The following is a 19,521-nucleotide window of genomic DNA, read 5'->3' as shown; positions in this document are numbered from 1 at the left end:
ACACGCCGCGGAGCCCGCGCGCACCCGGTTTCGGCACCGGGGCGGGGCGGAGGAAAATGGGCGGCGTGAAGGTGATGCTCAAGCACGTGCTCGACACCGACGCCGACTCCGCCTGGCGCGCCCTGCAGAGTCCGGCCGTGTTCCGCGAGGTGATGTCCCCCCTCCTGAGCGCCGCGTCGCTCGACCCGGGCGGCTTCAGGCCGACGTGGGGCCTCGGCTCGCACCAGGTGGCGATGGATGCGCTGGGGATCCTGCCGATGGGCGCGCAGGAGATCGACCTCTCTTACCGGCGCGTGCCCTCGATGCCCGCGGTGCGCATCCTCCGCGACAATGGCGGCCCGCTGACGGGCTCGCTCCGGCTGATCACGGCGTGGGACCATCGCATGGCCGTCGCGCCGCTCCCGGACGGGCGCACGCTGTTCCGCGACAAGCTCGAGTTCTCAGCCGGACTCGCCACGGCCGCGCTCTGGCCGTCGATGTGGGCGTTCTGGCAGTGGCGCGGTCTCCGCATCCAGGCGCTCGCCCCCTCGTGGCGTCACGACGTGGGAGCCGATGCCCGACCGCGCGGGGAGGCCGCGGCATGAGCGCCGACGGCACCGCCGAGGAGGCCATCGAGCTCTCGCGCAACGAGCTGCTGCACTTCCGCTGGCCCTCCGGCGAGGAGTCGGAGGACCACGAGCAGGAGGCGGTGTCGCCACGCCGCCGCCTCGCCTCCGCGATCGAAGTGGCCGACTGGCGTCGCCACGTGCACGCCCTCTACGCCGAGGTGCGGCGGCTCTCGAACGTCGACCTGCTCGCCGCGCACGCCGCGTGGATCCGCGGGCGCAACGCCCTCTTCGCGCGCCACCCCTCCACTCCGCTGCTGCCCGCCGATCGGGCGCACTTCCGCTCCCTCCCCATCGCGCCCTACGACGCATCGTGGCGGTTCGAGCTCGCGATCTCCCCGGCCGAGGAGTCGCGGCGGATGGACGTCGAGACGGGCACAGACGGCACCGTCCCCTTCGAGCTGATCGGCGTCGTGGAGGTGCCCGGCGCCGGGAGTCTCGATGTCTGGCGACTCGCCTCGTACGGCGGAGGGATCTTCCTGCCCGTGAAAGACGCGCTCGCAGGCCGCCCGGGCGGCACCTACGGCGGTGGCCGCTACCTCCTCGACACGATCAAGGGCGCCGATCTGGGGGCCGGGGCGACCCCCTCGACGCTCGTTCTCGACTTCAACTTCGCCTACAACCCGTCGTGCGCCTACGACCCGGCCTGGGCGTGCCCGCTGGCGCAGGCGGGCAACACGCTCGCGGTCGAGGTACCGGTCGGCGAGCGCTACCGCGGATGAGCCCACGGGGACGCGGAGCGGGCGGGGGCGGCGGGGGCGACCGCGAGGCTGAGTGTGCTCGGAGACGCGGCCGATAGCCTCCCGGCGGCGCCGTCGTGCGCCGGAAAGCAGGAATCTCGCATGCCCCGTCCCGTCCTCCTCGTCACAGGCACCTCCTCCGGCATCGGCCGCGCCACCGCGATCGAAGCGGCACGCGCAGGCTGGAGGGTCGTCGCGACGGTCCGGGATCCCGATCACGCCGAGGGGCTCCGCTCCGCGATCGAGGAAGCGCGCGTCGAGGTCGACGTCCGGCCGCTCGACCTCACGGACAGCGACTCCATCGACGCCTGCATCCGCCTGATCGAGGAGGAGCACGGCTCCCTCGACGCGCTCGTCAACAACGCCGGCGCCGGCCACCTCGGCACGGCGGAGCTCGAGGAGCCGTCCGAGCTCCGCGAGGTGATGGAGGTCAACTTCTTCGGCACCGTCGCGCTGACGCGCGCCGCGCTGCCGATGCTCCGCTCCTCTCGCGGACGCCTCGTCACGGTCTCGAGCGTCGGAGGCGCCATCGGCCAGCCCTTCAACGAGGACTACTGCGCGGCGAAATTCGCCGTCGAGGGATTCTTCGAGGCGCTCGCGCCGGTCGCCGGCTCGGTCGGCGTGCGCGTCTCCCTCGTCGAACCGGGCGCCGTGCGCAGCAGCTTCGTCGACAACGCGGGAGTCGACGCGAGCGCGATGCTCGCCCAGGCCGGGCCCTACGCGTCGGCCCTCGGCGCGTACCTCGACCGCGCCGCCTCCTCCTTTGCCTCGACGCACGCCCAGGAGCCGAGCGATGTCGCCGCGGTGATCCTGTCGGTCCTGCGCGAGGAGGAGCCGCCCTTCCGGGTGCAGACCTCCGACTGGGCGAGGGAGTTCGTGGGCATGAAGATCGGCGACGTCGACGGCTCCCGCGTGCAGGCGGCGATGCGGGGATGGATCGGCATCCGCTAGAGTGGAGGGGTGCGAGCGCGAAGACTGCGCTCCCCCGCGTCGTAGAACGCCCCTTGTCCCCTAGGACTCTGACCGTCGAGGATCCGTCCCGACCATCTGGCGCACGTGCATGAGGCCCCCGGCCGCGCGCACCGAATCGTACGGCGAACGGATGTGACCACCGTCACCTTCGCCCGAACGCCGATCACCCGCGCCCCGGCCACCGCCCGCGCGACGTCCGATCGGCATGATGCCCTCGAAAGGCACCACTCCATGTCGAACACCCCCTCCTCCTTCAGTGCCCTCGGCGTCCCGGCCCCCCTCGTGGCCGCGCTCACCGCGAGCGGCATCATCGAGCCGTTCCCGATCCAGGTCGACACGCTGCCCGACACCCTGAACGGCCGCGACGTCCTCGGCCGCGGCAAGACGGGCTCGGGCAAGACCCTCGCCTTCGCCATCCCGATGATCGCCCGACTCGGTGGCTCCCTCGCCGGCGGACGCCGCCGCCCCGGCCGCCCGCTCGGTCTCGTGCTCGCGCCGACCCGCGAACTCGCCACCCAGATCACGGCGGCCATGCAGCCGCTCGCCGACGCCTACGGCATCGTCACGACCACGATCTTCGGAGGCGTCTCACAGCAGCGCCAGGTCGCCGCCCTCAAGCAGGGCGTCGACATCGTCGTGGCGTGCCCCGGCCGCCTCGAGGACCTCATGAAGCAGGGCTTCGTGAACCTCGACGCTGTGGAGATCACCGTGCTCGACGAGGCCGACCACATGGCCGACCTCGGCTTCCTGCCCGTCGTCACGCGCATCCTCGACAAGACCCCCCGCGGAGGCCAGCGTCTGCTGTTCTCGGCGACGCTCGACAACGGCGTGGACAAGCTGGTGAAGAAGTACCTCCAGAACGAGGTGCTGCACTCGGTCGACGAGGCCAACTCGCCGGTCGCACTGATGACCCACCACGTCTTCGAGGTCGACGGCATCGACGCCAAGAACGCGCTCGTGAAGACCCTCGCCTCCGGCACCGGCCGCCGCATCCTCTTCATGCGCACCAAGCACCACGCGAAGAAGCTCGCCAAGCAGCTCAGCAGCCAGGGCATCCCCGCGGTCGACCTGCACGGCAACCTCTCGCAGGTGGCGCGCGATCGCAACCTCGCGGCCTTCGGCGCCGGCACCGTGAAGGTGCTCGTCGCGACCGACGTCGCCGCCCGTGGCGTGCACGTCGATGACGTCGAGCTCGTGATCCACGTCGACCCGCCGATGGAGCACAAGGCATACCTGCACCGCTCCGGCCGCACCGCCCGTGCCGGCAGCGAGGGAGACGTCGTCACGGTCGTGCTGCCCACGCAGCGCAGCGACGTGAAGACGCTCCTGCGCAAGGCCGCGATCGCGGTCACCCCGCAGCAGGTCACCGCAGACTCCCGCGCGGTCACCGAGCTCGTCGGCGAGGTCGCGCCCTATGTGACGCCCACCGCCGTGGTCGAGCCCGTCCGCGGCCAGTCGCAGGGCGGCCGCTCGCAGGGCGCGAACGCTCAGCGCAAGCGTGCGGCTCGCACCGACGGCACCGCCGCCCCCCGCGGCGCTCGCTCGGGTGCGTCGTCGACCACGGGCGGCTCCGACCGTCCCCGCCGCGACCGCACCGCCTCCGAGGGAGCGGCCCGCGGCGGCGCTCGAGGTGGCCGCGGCCGCTCGGGCGCAGCCCCCGCCACCTCGGGAGGCTCGCGCTCGTTCTACAGCACGGCCACCGGAGGCGCGTCCTCGGCCGCTCCCGCCCGCGAGACCTCCGGCGGCCAGCGCCGCGGCGGGCGCCGCGCGCAAGGCTGAGCCCGATCGTGCGCCGCTCGGCGGCGCACCCCGGTCGGCAGATCCCGCCTCGCGAGAAGCAGAGCGGGAGCCGCCGATGAGGAAGAGGGGCCCCTCCGTGACATCACGTCAGCGGAGGGGCCCTTCTGCTGTCAGCGCAGCTTGCCCACCGAGGCGAGGGCGGCGCGGACGAGTGCGCCGCGACCTCCCTCCATCTCGGCTGAGACGGCGTCGGAGGACGCCTCGTCAGGAGTCATCCACGTCAGCTCGAGCGCATCCTGTCGTGGGTCGCAGGTTCCGGTGACGGGCACGACGTAGGCGAGCGACACGGCGTGCTGACGCTCATCTGTGAAGGGACCCATGCCGGGCATCGGGAAATACTCGGCGACGTGGAAGGGGTGCGGGCTCGCCGGCAGGAGCGGGAACGCCATCGGGCCGAGGTCTTTCTCGAGGTGACGGAAGAGCGCGTCGCGCAGGGTCTCTCCGTACATCACGCGCCCGGACACGATCGTGCGGGTGATCTGCCCCGTCGCCGTCGCGCGAAGCAGCACCCCCACCTCGGTGACCTGGCCGAGCCCGTCGACGCGCACGGGCACCGCCTCCACGTACAGCAGCGGGAGCCGACGACGGATCTCGGCGAGCTCGTCGTCGGACAGCCACCCGGAGTTGGGGTCAGGGGTTCGCACGCTCATGGAGCCATTCTTACCCGACCCGGCTGGTCTTCCGACCGGTCGGACCCTCCCGACCGCCGCGGGGGATGATGGTGCGATGGGAATCGACGCGAACGCGGTGCTGTGGTCCTCCTCCGAACGCGATCGCGCGGGGCGCCCGCTGCTGGTGCTGCTCCACGGCTACGGCTCGCACGAAGGCGACCTGTTCTCGCTCGGCGCGTACCTCCCGCTGGAGCCGGTGCTCGCGTCCCTCCGCGCACCCCTCGCTCTGGGAGGCGGCGCGAATGCGTGGTGGCCGCTGCGGCTCCCCCTCGAGCCGGGCGAGCCGCGCGCCGATCCTGCCGCGGTGGAGGAGGCGACGCGCGGGGTCCTCGACTGGCTCGACTCCCTCGACCACGCGGGGCCGGTCGGCCTGCTCGGCTTCTCGCAGGGCGCGGCCCTCGCAGTGCAGCTGCTGCGACGGGCGCCCGACCGCTTCGTCTTCACGGTCGCGCTCTCCGGGTTCGTCGTGCCCCTGGCCGAGGGCGACGATGCCGACGAACGGCTGGCGCGGGATCGGCCGCCGCTGTTCTGGGGTCGCGGCACGCTCGACGCAGTGATCCCCGAAGACCTCGTGCGGGAGGCGGGCGCCTGGTTCCCCGAGCACACCGCGCTCGACGCGCGCGTCTACGAGGGTGTCGCCCACGGGGTGAGCCAGGCGGAGCTCGCCGACATCGGCACCTTCGTGCGCCTGGGCTTCGCCTGACGCGCTCGCTCACGATCTCTGCCACCGATGCCGACGGGGGCGCCCGCGTTCGACTTCGGGGCACGTCAAGGGTTGGCCAGGAAGCGGCGTCCCTGGCACCGTCGGAGGAGGCCTCCTCGACGGAGACCGGCGAATGTCGGTGGTGCCGAGGAGGATGAGTGCATGTCGGATGTCCTCGAGCGCTTCTCCCCCGCCACGCGAGCGTGGTTCGAGGGTGCGTTCCCGGCTCCGACGGCCGCCCAAGAGGGGGCCTGGTCGGCGATCTCGAGCGGGGCGCACGCGCTCGTCGTCGCGCCGACCGGCTCCGGCAAGACCCTCTCGGCCTTCCTCTGGGCGATCGACCGGCTCGTGCAGGGGCCGCCCCCGAGCGATCCGCTACACCGCACGCGAGTGCTCTACGTCTCGCCGTTGAAGGCGCTCGGAGTCGACGTCGAGCGCAATCTCCGCTCGCCGCTGGTCGGCGTCACCCAGACGGCGCTGCGCTTGAGCGCCGAGGGGATCGGTGAGGCACCCGCCACGATCACCGTCGGCGTGCGATCCGGAGACACGCCGGCCGCCGAGCGGCGCCTGCTGCAGAAGACCCCACCCGACATCCTCATCACCACTCCCGAGTCGCTCTACCTCATGCTCACCTCGGCCGCGAGGGAGTCGCTGCGCGGGGTCGAGACGGTGATCGTCGACGAGGTGCACGCGGTCGCCTCGACCAAACGCGGCGCGCACCTCGCCGTCTCGCTCGAGCGGCTCGACGCCCTGCTCCCTAAGCCCGTTCAGCGCATCGGCCTCTCGGCCACCGTGCGGCCACGGGAGGAGGTGGCCCGTTTCCTCGCAGGCCGCTCGCCCGTCGCGATCGTGGCGCCCGCCTCCGAGAAGCAGTGGGACCTCCGCGTCGTGGTCCCCGTCGAAGACATGTCCGAGCTCGGCGCCACCGCTGCGCAGGAGGGCTCGACGATGGGGGCTACCGGCCCCCAGAGCGGATCGATCTGGCCGCACGTCGAGGAGTCGATCGTCGACAGCGTGCTCGCACACACCTCCTCGATCGTCTTCGCCAACTCTCGGCGGCTGGCCGAGCGACTGACCGCACGGCTCAACGAGATCTACGCCGAAAGACGCGACGCCGAGCGAACACGCGAGGCAGGCGAGCCGGTCGCCGTCGGGGCGCTCCTTGGCGAGGCTGCCGCCTCCTCGGCACGCCGCCGCGCGCCCGCCGAGCTGATGGGCGCCGCGGGAGGCACGAGCGGCAGCGGGCAGTCCTCGCCCGACGACGAGCCGCTGCTCGCCCGCGCCCACCACGGCTCGGTGAGCAAGGAGCAGCGCGCGATCATCGAGGACGATCTCAAGTCGGGTCGACTGCGCTGTGTCGTCGCGACCTCGAGCCTCGAACTCGGCATCGACATGGGCGCGGTCGACCTCGTGGTGCAGGTCGAGACGCCGCCCTCCGTCGCGAGCGCCCTCCAGCGGGTGGGCCGAGCGGGCCATCAGGTTGGTGAGGTCTCCCGCGGGTCGTTCTACCCCAAGCACCGGGCCGACCTCCTGCACTCGGCCGTCACCACCGAGCGGATGCGCGCGGGGCTGATCGAGGCGATCTCGGTGCCCGCGAATCCGCTCGACATCCTCGCCCAGCAGACCGTCGCCGCGACCGCGCTCGACGAGCTCGACGTCGATGAATGGTTCGACACGGTCCGCCGCAGCGCCCCGTTCGTCTCGTTGCCCCGCTCCGCCTATGAGGCCACGCTCGACCTCCTCTCGGGTCGATACCCGTCCGATCAGTTCGCCGAGCTGCGGCCCCGCGTCGTCTGGGACCGCGACGCCAACACCCTCACGGGCCGCCCCGGAGCGCAGCGGCTCGCCGTGACGAGCGGCGGCACCATCCCCGACCGCGGCCTGTTCGGGGTGTTCATGGTCGGCGAGCCCGGCTCGACCGGCAACCGCGTCGGCGAGCTCGACGAAGAGATGGTCTACGAATCGCGAGTGGGCGACGTCTTCGCCCTCGGTGCCACGAGCTGGCGGATCCAAGAGATCACCTACGACCGCGTGATCGTGACGCCCGCGTTCGGCGAGCCGGGACGTCTCCCGTTCTGGAAGGGCGACTCGCAGGGGCGTCCGGCCGAGTTGGGCGAGGCGATCGGCGCCTTCACCCGTGAGGTCGGCTCGGCAGCGCCCGAGACCGCGCGCGCACGCTGCACCGCTGCGGGGCTCGACGAGTACGCGACGAACAATCTGCTCTCGTTCCTCGACGAGCAACGGCTCGCCACCGGTCAGATCCCCGACGACCGGACGCTCGTCCTCGAGCGCTTCCGCGACGAGCTGGGCGACTGGCGACTCGTGCTGCACTCCCCCTACGGCATGCAGGTGCACTCGCCGTGGGCACTCGCCATCGGCGCGCGAGTCCGTGAGCGTCACGGGGTCGACGGAGCAGCGATGGCCGGCGACGACGGCATCGTGGTGCGCATCCCCGATACCGAGTCCGAGCCACCCGGCGCCGAGCTCTTCCTCTTCGAGCGCGACGAGCTCGAACAACTGGTCACGGGCGAAGTCGGCGGGTCGGCGCTGTTCGCCGCTCGGTTCCGCGAGTGCGCGGCCCGGGCGCTGCTCCTCCCCCGCTACAACCCCGGCAAGCGCTCGCCGCTCTGGCAGCAACGTCAGCGCGCTGCCCAGCTGCTCGACGTGGCGCGGACCTACCCGACCTTCCCGATCATCCTCGAGACCGTGCGCGAATGCCTCCAGGACGTCTACGACCTGCCCGCGCTGCTCCGCCTCGCCGCGCGCCTGGACGGTCGCGAACTGCGGATCCTCGAGGTCGAGACACCGACCGCCAGTCCCTTCGCGCGCTCGATGCTCTTCGGCTACGTCGCCGCGTTCATGTACGAGGGCGATAGCCCGCTGGCCGAGCGACGTGCCGCCGCCCTCTCGGTCGATGCTGCCCTGCTGGGTGAGCTCCTCGGGCGCGCCGAGCTGCGCGAGCTGCTCGACCCGGCGGTGCTCGCGCAGATCGAACGCGAATTGCAGCGGATCGAACCGGAGCGGCGTCTGCGCGGACTCGAGGGGGCCGCCGACCTGCTTCGCCTGCTCGGGCCGCTCACCCTCGACGAGCTCGGCGAGAGGCTCGTCGACGAGTCCGTCCCGTCAGCCGAGGTGGCGAAGGCGGCCCCTCTCGCCCGCGACGTGCTCGAGACTCACGTCGCCGCGCTCGTGCGGGCCAAGCGCGTCCTACCGGTCGGCCTCGCCGGCGAGCAGCGCTACGCCTCGATGGAGGACGCCTCCCGACTGCGCGACGCGCTCGGCGTGCCCCTTCCCATCGGTGTGCCGGTGGCGTTCATCGACCCGGTCCGCGACCCTCTCGGCGATCTCGTGGCCCGCTACGCGCGCACCCACGGGCCGTTCACCGCCACGGCCGTCGCCGGCCGTCTGGGTCTGGGCGTCGCGGTGGTCACCGACACGCTCCGCCGGCTCTCGGGCGAGCGGCGGGTCTCCGAGGGCGAGTTCCGCCCCACGGGCACCGGAACCGAGTGGTGCGACGCCGAGGTGCTGCGGCGTCTGCGCAGCCGCTCGCTGGCGGCGCTCCGCAAAGAGGTCGAGCCGGTCGATGCGGCCTCCTACGGCCGCTTTCTGCCGGCCTGGCAGCACGTCGGAGGCTCCCTGCGCGGCGTCGACGGCGTCGCCTCGGTCATCGATCAGCTCGCGGGCACGCCGATCCCGGCCTCGGCGTGGGAGTCGCTGGTCCTCCCCGCGCGCGTCCGTGACTACTCCCCTGCGATGCTCGACGAGCTGACCGCCACGGGCGAGGTGCTCTGGGCCGGGGCGGGAACCCTCCCGGGCAACGACGGCTGGGTGAGCCTGCACCTTGCCGACACCGCCGGGGTGACCCTTCCCGTCCCTGCCGCAGAGGCGGTCCCCCTGGGCGAGCTTCAGCAAGAGATCGTCGGCGTACTGGGCTCGGGCGGCGGCTACTTCTTCCGCCAGCTCTCGGACGCAGTCGGGTCGACCGACGACACCGGACTCGTCGACACCCTCTGGGAGCTGGTCTGGGGGGGCCTGGTCACCAATGACACCCTCGCTCCGCTGCGCACTCTCGTCGGGTCGACCGGAGGCGCCCATCGCCAACCGCGCGCGCCTGCCCGCGCCCGCGCTCCCCGCGGCCGGGCGATGACGCGCACCACGATGGCCACCCGGGTCGGGCCGCCCACCGCGGGCGGCCGCTGGTCGATCGTCCCCCTGGCGGAGTCGGACGCGACGATCCGCGGCCACGCGCTCGGTGAGACGCTGCTCGAGCGCTACGGCATCGTCACCCGAGGCTCGGTGCAGGCCGAGGGCGTCCTGGGCGGCTTCGCACTCGCCTACAAGGTGCTCAGCGGCTTCGAGCAGCAGGGCCGCGCCCGCCGCGGCTACTTCATCGAGAAGCTCGGCGCCGCGCAATTCGGTACCGCGGGCAGCGTCGATCGCCTCCGCACGTTCGCGCCACAGGACGAGGCCCAGGACCGGCCGCGGCCGGTCCTCGCGCTCGCCGCGACCGACCCCGCGAACCCGTTCGGCGCGGCCCTGCCCTGGCCGCAGGTCGAGGGCCACCGCCCCGGACGCAAGGCTGGCGCGCTCGTCGCCATCGTCGACGGTGCTCTCGCGGTCTACCTCGAACGCGGCGGCAAAACCGCTCTCACATTCACCGACGAAGAGGCGGCCCTCGCCGACGCAGCCGGCGCGCTCTCGCAGCTGGTCCGCTCTCGAGGCGTCGAAAAGCTGACCGTCGAGAAGATCGACGGCGTGTTCGCGCTCGGCACGCCCTTCGGTGACGCCCTCGTCGCCGCCGGCTTCGTCGCGAACCCGCGTGGGCTGAGGATGCGCTCATGAGCGCCCAGAGGAGCCGCCGTGCCCGAGGGTGACACCGTCTACCGCTCCGCCCACAACCTCGCCGAGGCTCTCGACGGCACGGTCCTGACACGGTGCGATGTCCGTGTGCCGAAGTACGCGACGGTCGACCTGACCGGCGAGACGATCGAGGCGGTCGTCGCGCGCGGCAAGCATCTGCTGATGCGGGTGGGTGACGCGCTCATCCACTCCCACCTCAAGATGGAGGGCAGCTGGCATCTTTACGCGCGGAAAGAGGGGCAGCGCCCGACGTGGCGTCGGCCCGCCTACCAGGCGCGCATCGTGCTCGAGACCGCGGACTGGCAGGCAGTCGGCTTCGAACTCGGCGTGCTCGAGATCGTGCCGCGCTCGGCCGAAGAGGAGGTGGTCGGCTACCTCGGCCCCGACCTGCTCGGCCCCGACTGGGATCCCGGCGAGGCGTTACGCCGCCTGTCGGCCGACCCCGAACGCCCGATCGGTCTGGCTCTGCTCGACCAGCGGATCATGGCGGGTCTCGGCAACGTCTACCGGGCCGAGCTCTGCTTCCTCCGCGGGGTGCTGCCCACGCGACCGGTCGGCGAGAGCGGCGACCTCGACCGTACGATCGCGCTGGCCCAGCGGATGATCACCGTCAACCGCGAACGCATCGAGCGCACGACGACCGGCAACCTGCGTCCGGGGCAGCAACTGTGGGTCTACGGCCGCGACCATCGCCCGTGTCGACGTTGCGGCACTCCGATCGAGCGCGGCGAACTCGGCGACGACGAGCTGCAGCTGCGGGTCACCTATTGGTGCCCGCGCTGCCAGAGCTGACGCCGAGAGTCACTCCTCGACGGCGGAGCGATGCCCTGGCACGTGCTTCGGGTGCAGTGTCAGCTCGGTCAGCCGCTCCACGCGGTCGACGTGGCGGCCCACCTTCGCGCCCTCGGTCACGACCCAACTGCCCACGAGGAGGAAAGCGTCGCGTCCTCCCGCCGTCAGCGGCCCGGTGATGGTGAACGGGCCGAGCGCCGGCGTCGAGAAGGTCACCCGCACAGCGTCGCCGTGCTGCAGCCCCTCCGCCGAGCGCGGCCCGTCGGCCTCCGTCGCCTCCGGGGCGAGCGCGATGCTCTGCACCTCGGCGCCGGTGCCGAGGAACACGTCGGCGGCGACGAGCTCGCCACCGACCGCCTGTCGTGCCACGCCCTCGATGCCGTAGAGGCCGTAGCGCGGCGAGCGGACGAGGACGCGGACGGAGTCGCCCACGCCGATCTCGGCGAGAGCCGCCCGGATCGCGGCGACGTCCCTCCGTGCGGGAGGCGCGGACAGGGCATCGGGGATCGGGCTGGCCATCCGCTCAGGGTAGCCCTTCGCCTCCCGCCCCTGCCCAGAGGGAACGAAATGCCCGCCGAGACGACGAAAGCCCCGCGCGAGCGGGGCTTTCGACAGACGCGGAGTCGGTGGGATTTGAACCCACGGAACCCAATAAAGGGTTCTCCACCTTAGCAGGGTGGTGCACTCGACCGGACTATGCGACGACTCCTGGGCGCCCGCAGGCGGACGCACGACGACCATCATAACCACACCCTCCCCCGCGGCATGACATCGCTGGAGGAGGCGCTACTGCTCGTCGAGCGTGCGCCCGACCGTGCAGGTCTCTTGCTGCGCGGTCTGACCGGAGACATCGCTCGGCAGCGTCACGGGGCCGTCGGGCGCCGTCGACGGAGCAGCCGAGGCGGAGTCCGTCGGAGTACTGGTCGACGTGTCTGCCGGGGCGGGCGCGCCCGTCGCCGCCGGCGTGTTCGTCGACTCCGATCCTCCGCCGGTCGTGCCCGTCAACGAGATCGGCTGGTCGGCCAGGAGCGCCGAGTTCAGCGTCGTCGCCGCCGCCTCGCTGGGGTAGACGCCGTCGCCCTTGATGTAGGTCGGGTACTGCACGAAGACGACCTTGGACAGGTCGACGTCCTTCACCGCGAGCCCGATCGAGACGAGCGTGTTGACGTTCTCGAGCGAGGTCGAGAGCTGCATGTTCGAGACGGCTGCCTTGGCGAGGCCGTAGAGGCTGACGGGGTTCGAGAGCGTGGACGCGCTCTTCACCTTGCGCACCAGCGACGAGAGGTACACCTGCTGGCTCGAAATGCGCGTGAGGTCGCTGCCGTCGCCGACTCCGTGGCGTGTGCGTAGGAACGCCAGCGCCTCGGCGCCCACGAGAGTGTGGGTGCCTGCGTCGAGGCTGAGGCCCGTGTACTCGTCCTGGATGGGCGAGGCGACGCAGACGTCGACTCCGCCCACCGCGTTGGACATCTCGATGACACCCTGGAACTGGATCAGTGCCGCATACGGGATCTTGAGGCCCGTCAGCTGCTCCACCGTCTTGACCGTGCAGGCCAGGCCGCCGTAGCTCAGGGAGGTGTTGATCTTCGACGAGCGCAGCGGATCCGAGACGGCGCCCGTGGTCGGGTCAGTGCACGAGGGGATCGGGACGTACATGTCGCGCGGGAAACTGATGACCTCGACCGTGGAGTGGTCTTGCGAGATGTGCATCAGCATGGTCACGTCGTTGAGGTTCTCGGAGCGGTCGCCGTAGGCGCCTGCCGCGGAGCCCTGGGCGCTGTCACTCCCCGCGAGGAGGATGTTGACTCCTCCCTCGATCGCGCCGATCTCGGGTACCGGGCCGGCCGTCGAGCCGATGTCGAGGTCGACGGAGGCGCGCGCGCTGCCCGCGATCATCGACACGGCGATCGCGACCACGCAGACCGCGCTCACGACGCCGACCCCCACGCAGGCGGCCAGGACTCGCGCCACGAACCGCCACCCGCTCTGCGGACGCAGCCGCCCGTGCCGGGCAGCGGGTCGGCGGGAGGGGGCGGGTGCGCTCATCGAGTCGTCATCTCTCTCGGCCGCGCGACGACGCTCGTCACGGGTCAGGGCTCGAGGAAGACGACATCCGGGGATGCCGGCCGCTCTCGGCTCAGCCGAAGAACCCGACCGAGCAGGTCTGCTGGTCGGCGCTCTGGCCGGTCACCGATTCTGGCAGCGCAACCTTGGATTCGCCCGCGGGAGCCGCAGGAGTGCTCCCAGGAGTAGCCTCCGCGGTCGCGATCGGCTCGGTCGTCGCCGGACCCTCGGGCACCTCGGTGGACGTGGCCTCGGGAGTCGCGGCACCGTCCTCGACGGTCGCTCCGGCGCCCGTCCCTCCCGTGATCGCGATCGGCTGATCGTTTTGCAGGGCCGCGGCAAGCACATCGCCCGCTTCCCGGGCGGGCACCACTCCGCCCGAGACGGAGCCCGTGGGGTACTGCACGAAGACGACGTCGGCGAGGTCGACGTCCTTGAGCGCAAGACCCATCTGCACCATCGTGTTGACGTTGTTGAGCTCGTTCGAGAGCGTCATGTTGCCGAGGGCCGCTTTGGCGAGTCCGTAGAGCGCGACCGGGTTCAGCAGCGTGTCGGCGCTCTTCACCTGCCGCACGAGCGCCGAGAGGAACACCTGCTGATTGCTGATGCGAGTCAGGTCGCTGCCGTCGCCGATGCCGTGACGGCTGCGGAGGAACTGCAGCGCCGCCATTCCCTGCAGCGAGTGTGTGCCCGGCTCGAGATAGGTGTTGGTGTAGGGGTCGGCGATCTCGGTCGCGACGCACACGTCGACTCCCCCGATCGCGTTCGACATCTCGATGACGCCGTTGAACTGCACGACCGCGCCGTAGTCGACCCGGATCCCGAGCAGATCCTCGACCACTCCCGCGACACAGCCGAGGCTGACGTCTTTGCCCATCGCCTCGTTGATCTTCGTGTCGGAGCGCGCCGGGACCGTCTCGCCGGTCCCCACGTCGACGCAGCTCGGGATGTCGACGTACATGTCGCGCGGGAAGCTGACGACGGTCGCCGTGCGATGGTCGGCCGACACGTGCAAGAGCATGTTGACGTCGTTGAGGACGCTCGTCTCCTCGTCCGGGTCCCCGTAGGCGTCTCCCTGCCCCTGACGCGAGTCGCTGCCGACGAGGAGCATGTTGAAGCCGCCCTCGAGAGCCCCGATCGCGGGCGCCTCGGCCGCCGCCTCCACTCGTGAACCGGCAGCCACGGGATGCAGGTCGACGGAAGGTCGCGCGGACTGCACGAGAAGGCTCGCGGCGATCGCGAGGACCGACACGGACGCGACGACGCCGACTCCGCCGATGGTCGCCGCCGCAACGACGAGGGTGCGCGCCAGCGAGTGCCGCTTCTGGCGTCCGTGCCGGACGAAAGGCCGCGGTGTGCGGTGGTCGTCTCGAGTCGGTCGCTGTGTCGAAGGGCCCGTGCGGCGCATCCGTCTCCTGGGTGTCGAGGCGTCAGTGGTGCGGAGGAGGGGCCGCGGGGTCTCCCGGGCGTCGCGCCATCCTATACAGAGTCGTGGCGCGATTCGAAGGTTCGCCGGCGGGGAGGAGGCGAGACTCGCGCCGACGGCCCAATATGCATCCCATCCAGGAATGTGGGGGCCGGGGAGCCCGTCGAGGTAGCGGGCGAGCGTTCCGCTTCGCAGCATGGTGTCGGCCGGGTTGACCGCTGCGAACAGCACGCGGATCTTCACCTCGCCGCGCCTCGGGTGCGGTTAGGGAACGCGTGCGACTTTCAGTACGTCAGGGTCGCCGAATCTCGAAAAGGTGATCGCTCGCATCGCTCTACTCACCCTGTCCTGCTCGACGGGGGCGCCGAGGGGGCGCCCGTTGCCCCTCAGTTACCTGCGTTCGTCGTTCGCGGGGAGCGGCGTGAGCACGAACACCGGAATCTCTCGTTCGAGACCGATGACGTACTTGTCGAAGTCTGGCCAGGTCTTCACGGCCTGCTTCCACCATTGGGCGCGCTCCTCGCCCTCAGCGAGATGCGCGTAGAAGTCACTCTTGTCCGCGCCGTCCTGCAGTTCGACGTGCGGGTGCTTGACGACGTTGTTGTACCAGGTCGGGTTCTTCAGGCTCCCGCCATTGGAAGCGAGGATCGCGTACGAGCCGCCGTGCTCGATCCGCATCAGGGGGTTGATCCGAAGGTTCCCCGACTTCGCTCCGACAGATGTCAGCACGATGATGGGTCGACCCTGCAGTGTGTTCGCTTCGCGCCCGTCGGTCGCTTGATAGGTCTCCGCTTGCTCGCGAGCCCAGGCGTTGGTGCTGGGCTCGTACGTACCGGTGAGAGGCATTCGTGTTCCTTCTGCTTTGAGTCGTTTAGCGCGTCAGCGGGCGGGGACGAGGCTTGCGAGGGTCTTCACGTAGCTCAGCATCGTGTCGAGCGCGATGCGCAGCGGCGCGGGGTCGCGGCTCGTCTGGGACAGCAGCGTTCCGCCCTCCAACGCCGCCAGGAACGCGGTCGCGAGGGTCTCGGGATCTGCCGTTGGCTGCAGCTCTCCGCGGTCGCGCATCGCCGCAAGTCCATCGCGGATCGGCTCGCGCCACCGCTCGAACCCGCGTGCGAGGTCCTCCCGGAGGTCCGGGGCGCTCTCCGAGAGCTGAGCGGCGAGGGATCCGATCCGACATCCACCGACGCACCCGCTGGCCTCGAGCCCCGCCGCGTTCAGCTCCGCCCAGGCCTCGAGTCGCTCGAAGCTGTCGAGTTGATCGAGCAGTGGGCGCTGCGAATCGAGCGTCTCCTCGGTCTGGTATCCGATGACCGCCTTGATCAGTGCGTGCTTGTCGCCGAAGTAATGGGCGACCTGACCCGCGCTGACGCTGGCTTCCCGCTTGACGTCGTCGATGCTCGTCGCCGCAACGCCGTGATCGTGCATGAGCGTCGCGGCGGCTGCGAGAACGCGAGCCCGCGTCGCGCGTCCCTTCGGAGTCAGCGCGGGTTCGTCATCACGTTCACGCGCCGGCAGCTCCTTGGTGCTCATGGGTGGAGCCTAGCCTCGTTTCTGGTACTCGCAACCCAAAGTGCACGGTTTTTTGTCTTGACAACCCAGACGAGCAGGGCCAAGTTGGTACGAGCAACCCAATTGGGTCGCTCGTACCAAAAAGGAGCTACACGACATGTCTACGGATCTCACCGGGAAGACTGCACTGGTCACCGGATCTACCAGCGGAATCGGCCGTGCGATCGCGGAGAACCTGGCCTCGCAGGGCGCGCACGTGATCGTGGTGGGCCGAGACACGGGCCGGGGAGCGGAGACCGTTTCCGCGATCGCCGCGGCAGGAGGCGTCGCCTACTTCCTCCGCTACGACCTCTCCGACACCGACAAGCTGGGAGGCCTCGTCCTCGACTCCGTCCAACTCGAAGAGCACGGACACATCGACATCCTCGTCAACGCCGCCGGCATCTACCCGTTCGCGCCGAGCACCGAGCTGACGGCGAAGCAGTTCGACGACATCTACACGCTCAACGTCAAGGCGCCCTTCCTGCTCACCACCGCGCTGGTCTCGCAGATGATCGATCGCGGCGAAGGCGTCATCGTCAACCTGTCGACCGCGCTGGCCACCAAGGGCATCGCGGGCGCATCGCTCTACGCATCCAGCAAAGCCGCCGTCGAGACCCTCACCAAGGTCTGGGCGGCCGAGTTCGGCCCCAGCGGGGTACGCGTCAACGCAGTCAGCCCCGGCCCCATCGCCACGCCCGGCACCGCACCGTTCGGTGAGGGCCTCAGCGTGTTCCACGAAGGCACCCCAGCAAACCGCGTCGGCCAGCCCGAAGAAGTCGCCGCAGCCGTCTCATTCCTCGTCGGCGACGACGCGAAGTACATCCACGGCGTCATCCTCCCCGTCGACGGCGGCGCATCCACCCTCTAAACCAGCGCCAGAAGCACAGCGTCGATCGCCGTGACGGTCGAGCCACCATGCGCGGGTCGCAGGGGCTCGGCCGTGGGCACCAATTGGGCACAAACGTGTGCCCGCGACGTGAGTGAGGACAGCCAGCCGTGAGCGAAGAAGCCCGGAAGTCGGCGGATCGCGGGTTGTCGGCGCCTGCCAGAAAGCGGAGGGCGTGGGATTCGAACCCACGAGACATTTCTGCCCACCAGTTTTCAAGACTGGCTCCATCGGCCGCTCGGACAGCCCTCCTGGTCGCTCCCGTGGGAGAGACACCCGATAGTAACCGACGGGCGTCAGCGGAGCGCGTCAGTGCACCGTCGCGAGCGCTGCGACCACGCCGTCCTGCTCCACGGCCGGAACCACCGACGACGCGACCGCCCGTACTTCCTCCGGCGCCTGACCCATCGCCAGGCCCACGCCCTCCTCGGCGGCCCAGGTGAGCATCTCGATGTCGTTGCGGCCGTCGCCGACGGCGAGCACGGCGCTGCGCTCGATGCCGAGGTCTTGTCGGACGAGTTCGAGCGCGGTCGACTTGTTGACGCCGAAGGGAGCGATGTCGAGCCACGCGGTCCACCCGATCGCGTAGCTGACCTGGTGCAGGCCCATCTTCTCGATCAGGCCCGAGAACTCGTCGATGCCCGTCTCGGGCGAGATGACGACGACGCGAGTGCAGAGCCTCCCGAGCAGCTCCTCGAAGGGCACGCGCTGGGTCTCGGCGCCGAGCACCGCGCCTCCCGGGAACGACTCGGTGTGGAAGAACGCGCCGTCCGCGTCCTCGACGGCGTAGTGCGCGTCGGGGAGGAACCGGAAGATGCTCTGCAGGATCTCGCTCGGATCGAACGTCTCCACGACATGCGGGCGGTAGCCGCCCTCCTCGTCGCGACGCAGGGTCACCGCGCCGTTGCAGCACACCACATACTCGGGCGTGATGCCCAGGCGTGCCGCCACGGGGAGCGTCGCGCCCGGCGAGCGACCGGTGGCGAGCATGACCTCGTTGCCGGCCGCGACGACGCGGGAGATCGCCTCGACGACCGCCTCCGTGATGGTGCCGTCCTCGTGCATCACGGTGCCGTCGATGTCGAGGGCGATGAGGCGGCGAGCCTGCTCCACGCTCACGCGACGGGCTCGAGGACCTCGAGGCCGCCCAGGTGCGGGCGCAGCGCCTCCGGCACGAGGACCGAGCCGTCGGCTCGCTGGTGGGTCTCGAGCAGGGCGACGATCCAGCGAGTGGTGACCAGGGTGCCGTTGAGGGTGGCGACCGGAGCCGTCTTCCCCGACTCGGTGCGGTAGCGGGTGTCGAGGCGCCGAGCCTGGAACGTGGTGCAGTTCGAGGTGGAGGTGAGCTCGCGGAAGGTCCCCTGCGTCGGCACCCACGCCTCCACGTCGAACTTGCGGGCGGCGCTCTGGCCGAGATCGCCGGCGGCGGTGTCGATCACGCGGTAGTGCAGGCCGAGGCTCTGCAAGATGTCCTCCTGGTAGGAGAGCAGGCGCGCATGCTCGGCCTCCGCCTCCTCCGGGAGCGTGTAGACGAACATCTCGAGCTTCGAGAATTGGTGCACACGGATGATGCCGCGGGTGTCGCGCCCGCCCGAGCCAGCCTCCCGCCGGTAGCAGGTGCTCCAGCCCGCGTAGCGCTTGGCTCCCGCCGAGAGGTCGAGGATCTCGTCGGCGTGGTAGCCGGCGAGCGCGACCTCGCTGGTGCCGGTGAGGTAGAGGTCGTCGTCGCGGAGGCGGTACACCTCGTCGTCGTGCTCGCCCAGGAAACCGGTCCCGTCCATGATCTCGGGGCGCACGAGGGTCGGCGTGATCAGCGGCGTGAAGCCAGCGGCGAGCGCCTTCTCGAGCCCGAGGTTCATCAGCGCGATCTCGAGGCGGGCGACGAGCCCCTTGAGGAAGTAGAAGCGCGCGCCGCTGACCTTGGCGCCGCGCTGCATGTCGATGCCGTCGAGCAGCTCGCCGATCTCGAGGTGGTCTCGGGGGGTGAAGTCGAAGACCGGCCGCTCGCCGACCGTCTTGACGAGTGCGAACGCCTCCTCGCCGCCGGCCGGCACGCCGTCGATGATCGGGTTGGCGAGGCGCTTCACGAGCACGGTGAAGCGCTCGTCGGCGTCCGACGCCTCCTGCTGGGCAGCCTTGGCGGCGGAGGCGAGACGCTGGGCCTCGGCCACGAGCGCCGCCTTCTCGTCTTTCGGAGCCGTGGCGACCGTCTTGCCGAACGCGTTCTGCTCGGCTCGCAGCCGCTCCGCCTCGGTGATCGCCGCGCGACGGAGCCGGTCGGCCTCCAGGGCCTCGTCGACGAGTTCGACGGAGTCGCCGCGCGCCTCCTGCGAGCGCTTGAGGATGTCCGGGTTCTCGCGCAGAAGTACGGGATCAATCACCCCAGCAGTGTAGAGGGAGCTCCCGCGTCGGGCTCGGTCGCACTGAGGCCCGAAGGTTGCCGCGGAG

The 19,521-nt window shown here is 70.8% G+C and carries 16 protein-coding genes and 2 tRNA genes; 8 read left to right on the top strand and 10 right to left on the bottom strand.

Features of this window, described 5'->3' with window-relative positions; genetic code table 11:
* Positions 1 to 56: 56 nt before the first annotated feature.
* From ITJ45_RS03285 to ITJ45_RS03270, 4 genes are all read left to right on the top strand, one after another.
* Entirely contained in the window at positions 57 to 584 is a 528-nt protein-coding gene (locus ITJ45_RS03285) for a hypothetical protein (RefSeq protein ID WP_228493417.1), read from the top strand.
* Positions 581 to 1,327 (top strand): DUF1684 domain-containing protein, encoded by a 747-nt coding sequence (locus ITJ45_RS03280; RefSeq protein WP_194607387.1) that lies wholly within the window; start codon positions 581 to 583, stop codon positions 1,325 to 1,327. The genes ITJ45_RS03285 and ITJ45_RS03280 overlap by 4 nt, the downstream gene beginning before the upstream one ends.
* 120 nt (positions 1,328 to 1,447) lie before the next feature.
* Positions 1,448 to 2,296, top strand: coding sequence for an SDR family oxidoreductase (locus tag ITJ45_RS03275; protein WP_194607386.1), 849 nt, complete (start codon positions 1,448 to 1,450; stop codon positions 2,294 to 2,296).
* 252 nt (positions 2,297 to 2,548) lie between these two features.
* The gene (locus ITJ45_RS03270) at positions 2,549 to 4,096 is read left to right on the top strand and encodes a DEAD/DEAH box helicase (protein ID WP_194607385.1); all 1,548 of its coding nucleotides are present in this window, start codon (positions 2,549 to 2,551) and stop codon (positions 4,094 to 4,096) included.
* 131 nt (positions 4,097 to 4,227) lie between these two features.
* Here the strand turns inward: ITJ45_RS03270 and ITJ45_RS03265 are convergent, their stop codons facing one another.
* Entirely contained in the window at positions 4,228 to 4,767 is a 540-nt protein-coding gene (locus ITJ45_RS03265; RefSeq protein ID WP_194607384.1) for an NUDIX hydrolase family protein, read from the bottom strand.
* A 76-nt stretch (positions 4,768 to 4,843) separates the two neighbouring features.
* Between ITJ45_RS03265 and ITJ45_RS03260 the strand changes: the two genes are divergently transcribed.
* The 3 genes from ITJ45_RS03260 to ITJ45_RS03250 all read left to right on the top strand — a co-directional run bounded on the left by ITJ45_RS03260 (position 4,844) and on the right by ITJ45_RS03250 (position 11,143).
* Positions 4,844 to 5,491, top strand: coding sequence for an alpha/beta hydrolase (locus ITJ45_RS03260; RefSeq protein WP_194607383.1), 648 nt, complete (start codon positions 4,844 to 4,846; stop codon positions 5,489 to 5,491).
* 162 nt (positions 5,492 to 5,653) lie between these two features.
* Positions 5,654 to 10,333: an ATP-dependent helicase gene (locus ITJ45_RS03255; RefSeq protein WP_194607382.1), complete on the top strand. Its 4,680-nt coding sequence runs from the start codon at positions 5,654 to 5,656 to the stop codon at positions 10,331 to 10,333.
* An 18-nt stretch (positions 10,334 to 10,351) separates the two neighbouring features.
* Positions 10,352 to 11,143, top strand: a complete 792-nt coding sequence (locus tag ITJ45_RS03250) for an Fpg/Nei family DNA glycosylase (RefSeq protein WP_194607381.1) — start codon at positions 10,352 to 10,354, stop codon at positions 11,141 to 11,143.
* 9 nt (positions 11,144 to 11,152) lie between these two features.
* Here the strand turns inward: ITJ45_RS03250 and ITJ45_RS03245 are convergent, their stop codons facing one another.
* From ITJ45_RS03245 to ITJ45_RS03220, 6 genes are all read right to left on the bottom strand, one after another.
* Positions 11,153 to 11,662, bottom strand: a complete 510-nt coding sequence (locus ITJ45_RS03245) for a hypothetical protein (RefSeq protein WP_194607380.1) — start codon at positions 11,660 to 11,662, stop codon at positions 11,153 to 11,155.
* A 99-nt stretch (positions 11,663 to 11,761) separates the two neighbouring features.
* Positions 11,762 to 11,852, bottom strand: a tRNA-Ser gene (locus ITJ45_RS03240).
* Between the two features lie 77 nt (positions 11,853 to 11,929).
* Positions 11,930 to 13,189: an LCP family protein gene (locus tag ITJ45_RS03235; RefSeq protein ID WP_194607379.1), complete on the bottom strand. Its 1,260-nt coding sequence runs from the start codon at positions 13,187 to 13,189 to the stop codon at positions 11,930 to 11,932.
* A gap of 91 nt (positions 13,190 to 13,280) precedes the next feature.
* Positions 13,281 to 14,876 carry an LCP family protein gene (locus ITJ45_RS03230; protein ID WP_323742835.1) on the bottom strand — a complete coding sequence of 532 codons (1,596 nt, stop codon included), beginning with the start codon at positions 14,874 to 14,876 and terminating at the stop codon, positions 13,281 to 13,283.
* Positions 14,877 to 15,023: 147 nt separating this feature from the next.
* On the bottom strand, positions 15,024 to 15,479 hold the full coding sequence (locus ITJ45_RS03225; protein ID WP_194607378.1) for a nitroreductase family deazaflavin-dependent oxidoreductase: 456 nt from the start codon (positions 15,477 to 15,479) through the stop codon (positions 15,024 to 15,026).
* Positions 15,480 to 15,512: 33 nt separating this feature from the next.
* The gene (locus tag ITJ45_RS03220) at positions 15,513 to 16,166 is read right to left on the bottom strand and encodes a TetR/AcrR family transcriptional regulator (RefSeq protein ID WP_194607377.1); all 654 of its coding nucleotides are present in this window, start codon (positions 16,164 to 16,166) and stop codon (positions 15,513 to 15,515) included.
* Positions 16,167 to 16,302: 136 nt separating this feature from the next.
* Here ITJ45_RS03220 and ITJ45_RS03215 point away from each other — a divergent pair, with 136 nt between their 5' ends.
* Positions 16,303 to 17,055, top strand: a complete 753-nt coding sequence (locus tag ITJ45_RS03215) for an SDR family NAD(P)-dependent oxidoreductase (RefSeq protein WP_194607376.1) — start codon at positions 16,303 to 16,305, stop codon at positions 17,053 to 17,055.
* 185 nt (positions 17,056 to 17,240) lie between these two features.
* Here the strand turns inward: ITJ45_RS03215 and ITJ45_RS03210 are convergent.
* The 3 genes from ITJ45_RS03210 to serS form a co-directional block, all read right to left on the bottom strand.
* Positions 17,241 to 17,325, bottom strand: a tRNA-Ser gene (locus ITJ45_RS03210).
* 57 nt (positions 17,326 to 17,382) lie between these two features.
* Positions 17,383 to 18,192: an HAD-IIB family hydrolase gene (locus tag ITJ45_RS03205; RefSeq protein WP_323742834.1), complete on the bottom strand. Its 810-nt coding sequence runs from the start codon at positions 18,190 to 18,192 to the stop codon at positions 17,383 to 17,385.
* Positions 18,189 to 19,454 carry a serine--tRNA ligase gene (gene serS, locus ITJ45_RS03200; protein ID WP_194607375.1) on the bottom strand — a complete coding sequence of 422 codons (1,266 nt, stop codon included), beginning with the start codon at positions 19,452 to 19,454 and terminating at the stop codon, positions 18,189 to 18,191. Before serS ends, ITJ45_RS03205 begins: the two co-directional genes overlap by 4 nt.
* Positions 19,455 to 19,521 lie beyond the last annotated feature (67 nt).

Origin of the sequence: Rathayibacter sp. VKM Ac-2879 (assembly GCF_015351245.1) — a bacterium.
In the GTDB taxonomy this organism is placed as follows: domain Bacteria; phylum Actinomycetota; class Actinomycetes; order Actinomycetales; family Microbacteriaceae; genus Rathayibacter.
Note: the sequence above shows the minus strand (reverse complement) of the source record. Positions and strands in the feature narration are given on the sequence as shown.

What these genes read in the sequence shown, in the direction of transcription:
- ITJ45_RS03285 (WP_228493417.1), top strand. Translation starts at nt 57, where the DNA reads ATGGGCGGCGTGAAGGTGATGCTCAAGCACGTGCTCGACACCGACGCC.
- ITJ45_RS03280 (WP_194607387.1), top strand. Translation starts at nt 581, where the DNA reads ATGAGCGCCGACGGCACCGCCGAGGAGGCCATCGAGCTCTCGCGCAAC.
- ITJ45_RS03275 (WP_194607386.1), top strand. Translation starts at nt 1,448, where the DNA reads ATGCCCCGTCCCGTCCTCCTCGTCACAGGCACCTCCTCCGGCATCGGC.
- ITJ45_RS03270 (WP_194607385.1), top strand. Translation starts at nt 2,549, where the DNA reads ATGTCGAACACCCCCTCCTCCTTCAGTGCCCTCGGCGTCCCGGCCCCC.
- ITJ45_RS03265 (WP_194607384.1), bottom strand. Translation starts at nt 4,767, where the DNA reads ATGAGCGTGCGAACCCCTGACCCCAACTCCGGGTGGCTGTCCGACGAC.
- ITJ45_RS03260 (WP_194607383.1), top strand. Translation starts at nt 4,844, where the DNA reads ATGGGAATCGACGCGAACGCGGTGCTGTGGTCCTCCTCCGAACGCGAT.
- ITJ45_RS03255 (WP_194607382.1), top strand. Translation starts at nt 5,654, where the DNA reads ATGTCGGATGTCCTCGAGCGCTTCTCCCCCGCCACGCGAGCGTGGTTC.
- ITJ45_RS03245 (WP_194607380.1), bottom strand. Translation starts at nt 11,662, where the DNA reads ATGGCCAGCCCGATCCCCGATGCCCTGTCCGCGCCTCCCGCACGGAGG.
- ITJ45_RS03235 (WP_194607379.1), bottom strand. Translation starts at nt 13,189, where the DNA reads ATGAGCGCACCCGCCCCCTCCCGCCGACCCGCTGCCCGGCACGGGCGG.
- ITJ45_RS03225 (WP_194607378.1), bottom strand. Translation starts at nt 15,479, where the DNA reads ATGCCTCTCACCGGTACGTACGAGCCCAGCACCAACGCCTGGGCTCGC.
- ITJ45_RS03220 (WP_194607377.1), bottom strand. Translation starts at nt 16,166, where the DNA reads ATGAGCACCAAGGAGCTGCCGGCGCGTGAACGTGATGACGAACCCGCG.
- ITJ45_RS03215 (WP_194607376.1), top strand. Translation starts at nt 16,303, where the DNA reads ATGTCTACGGATCTCACCGGGAAGACTGCACTGGTCACCGGATCTACC.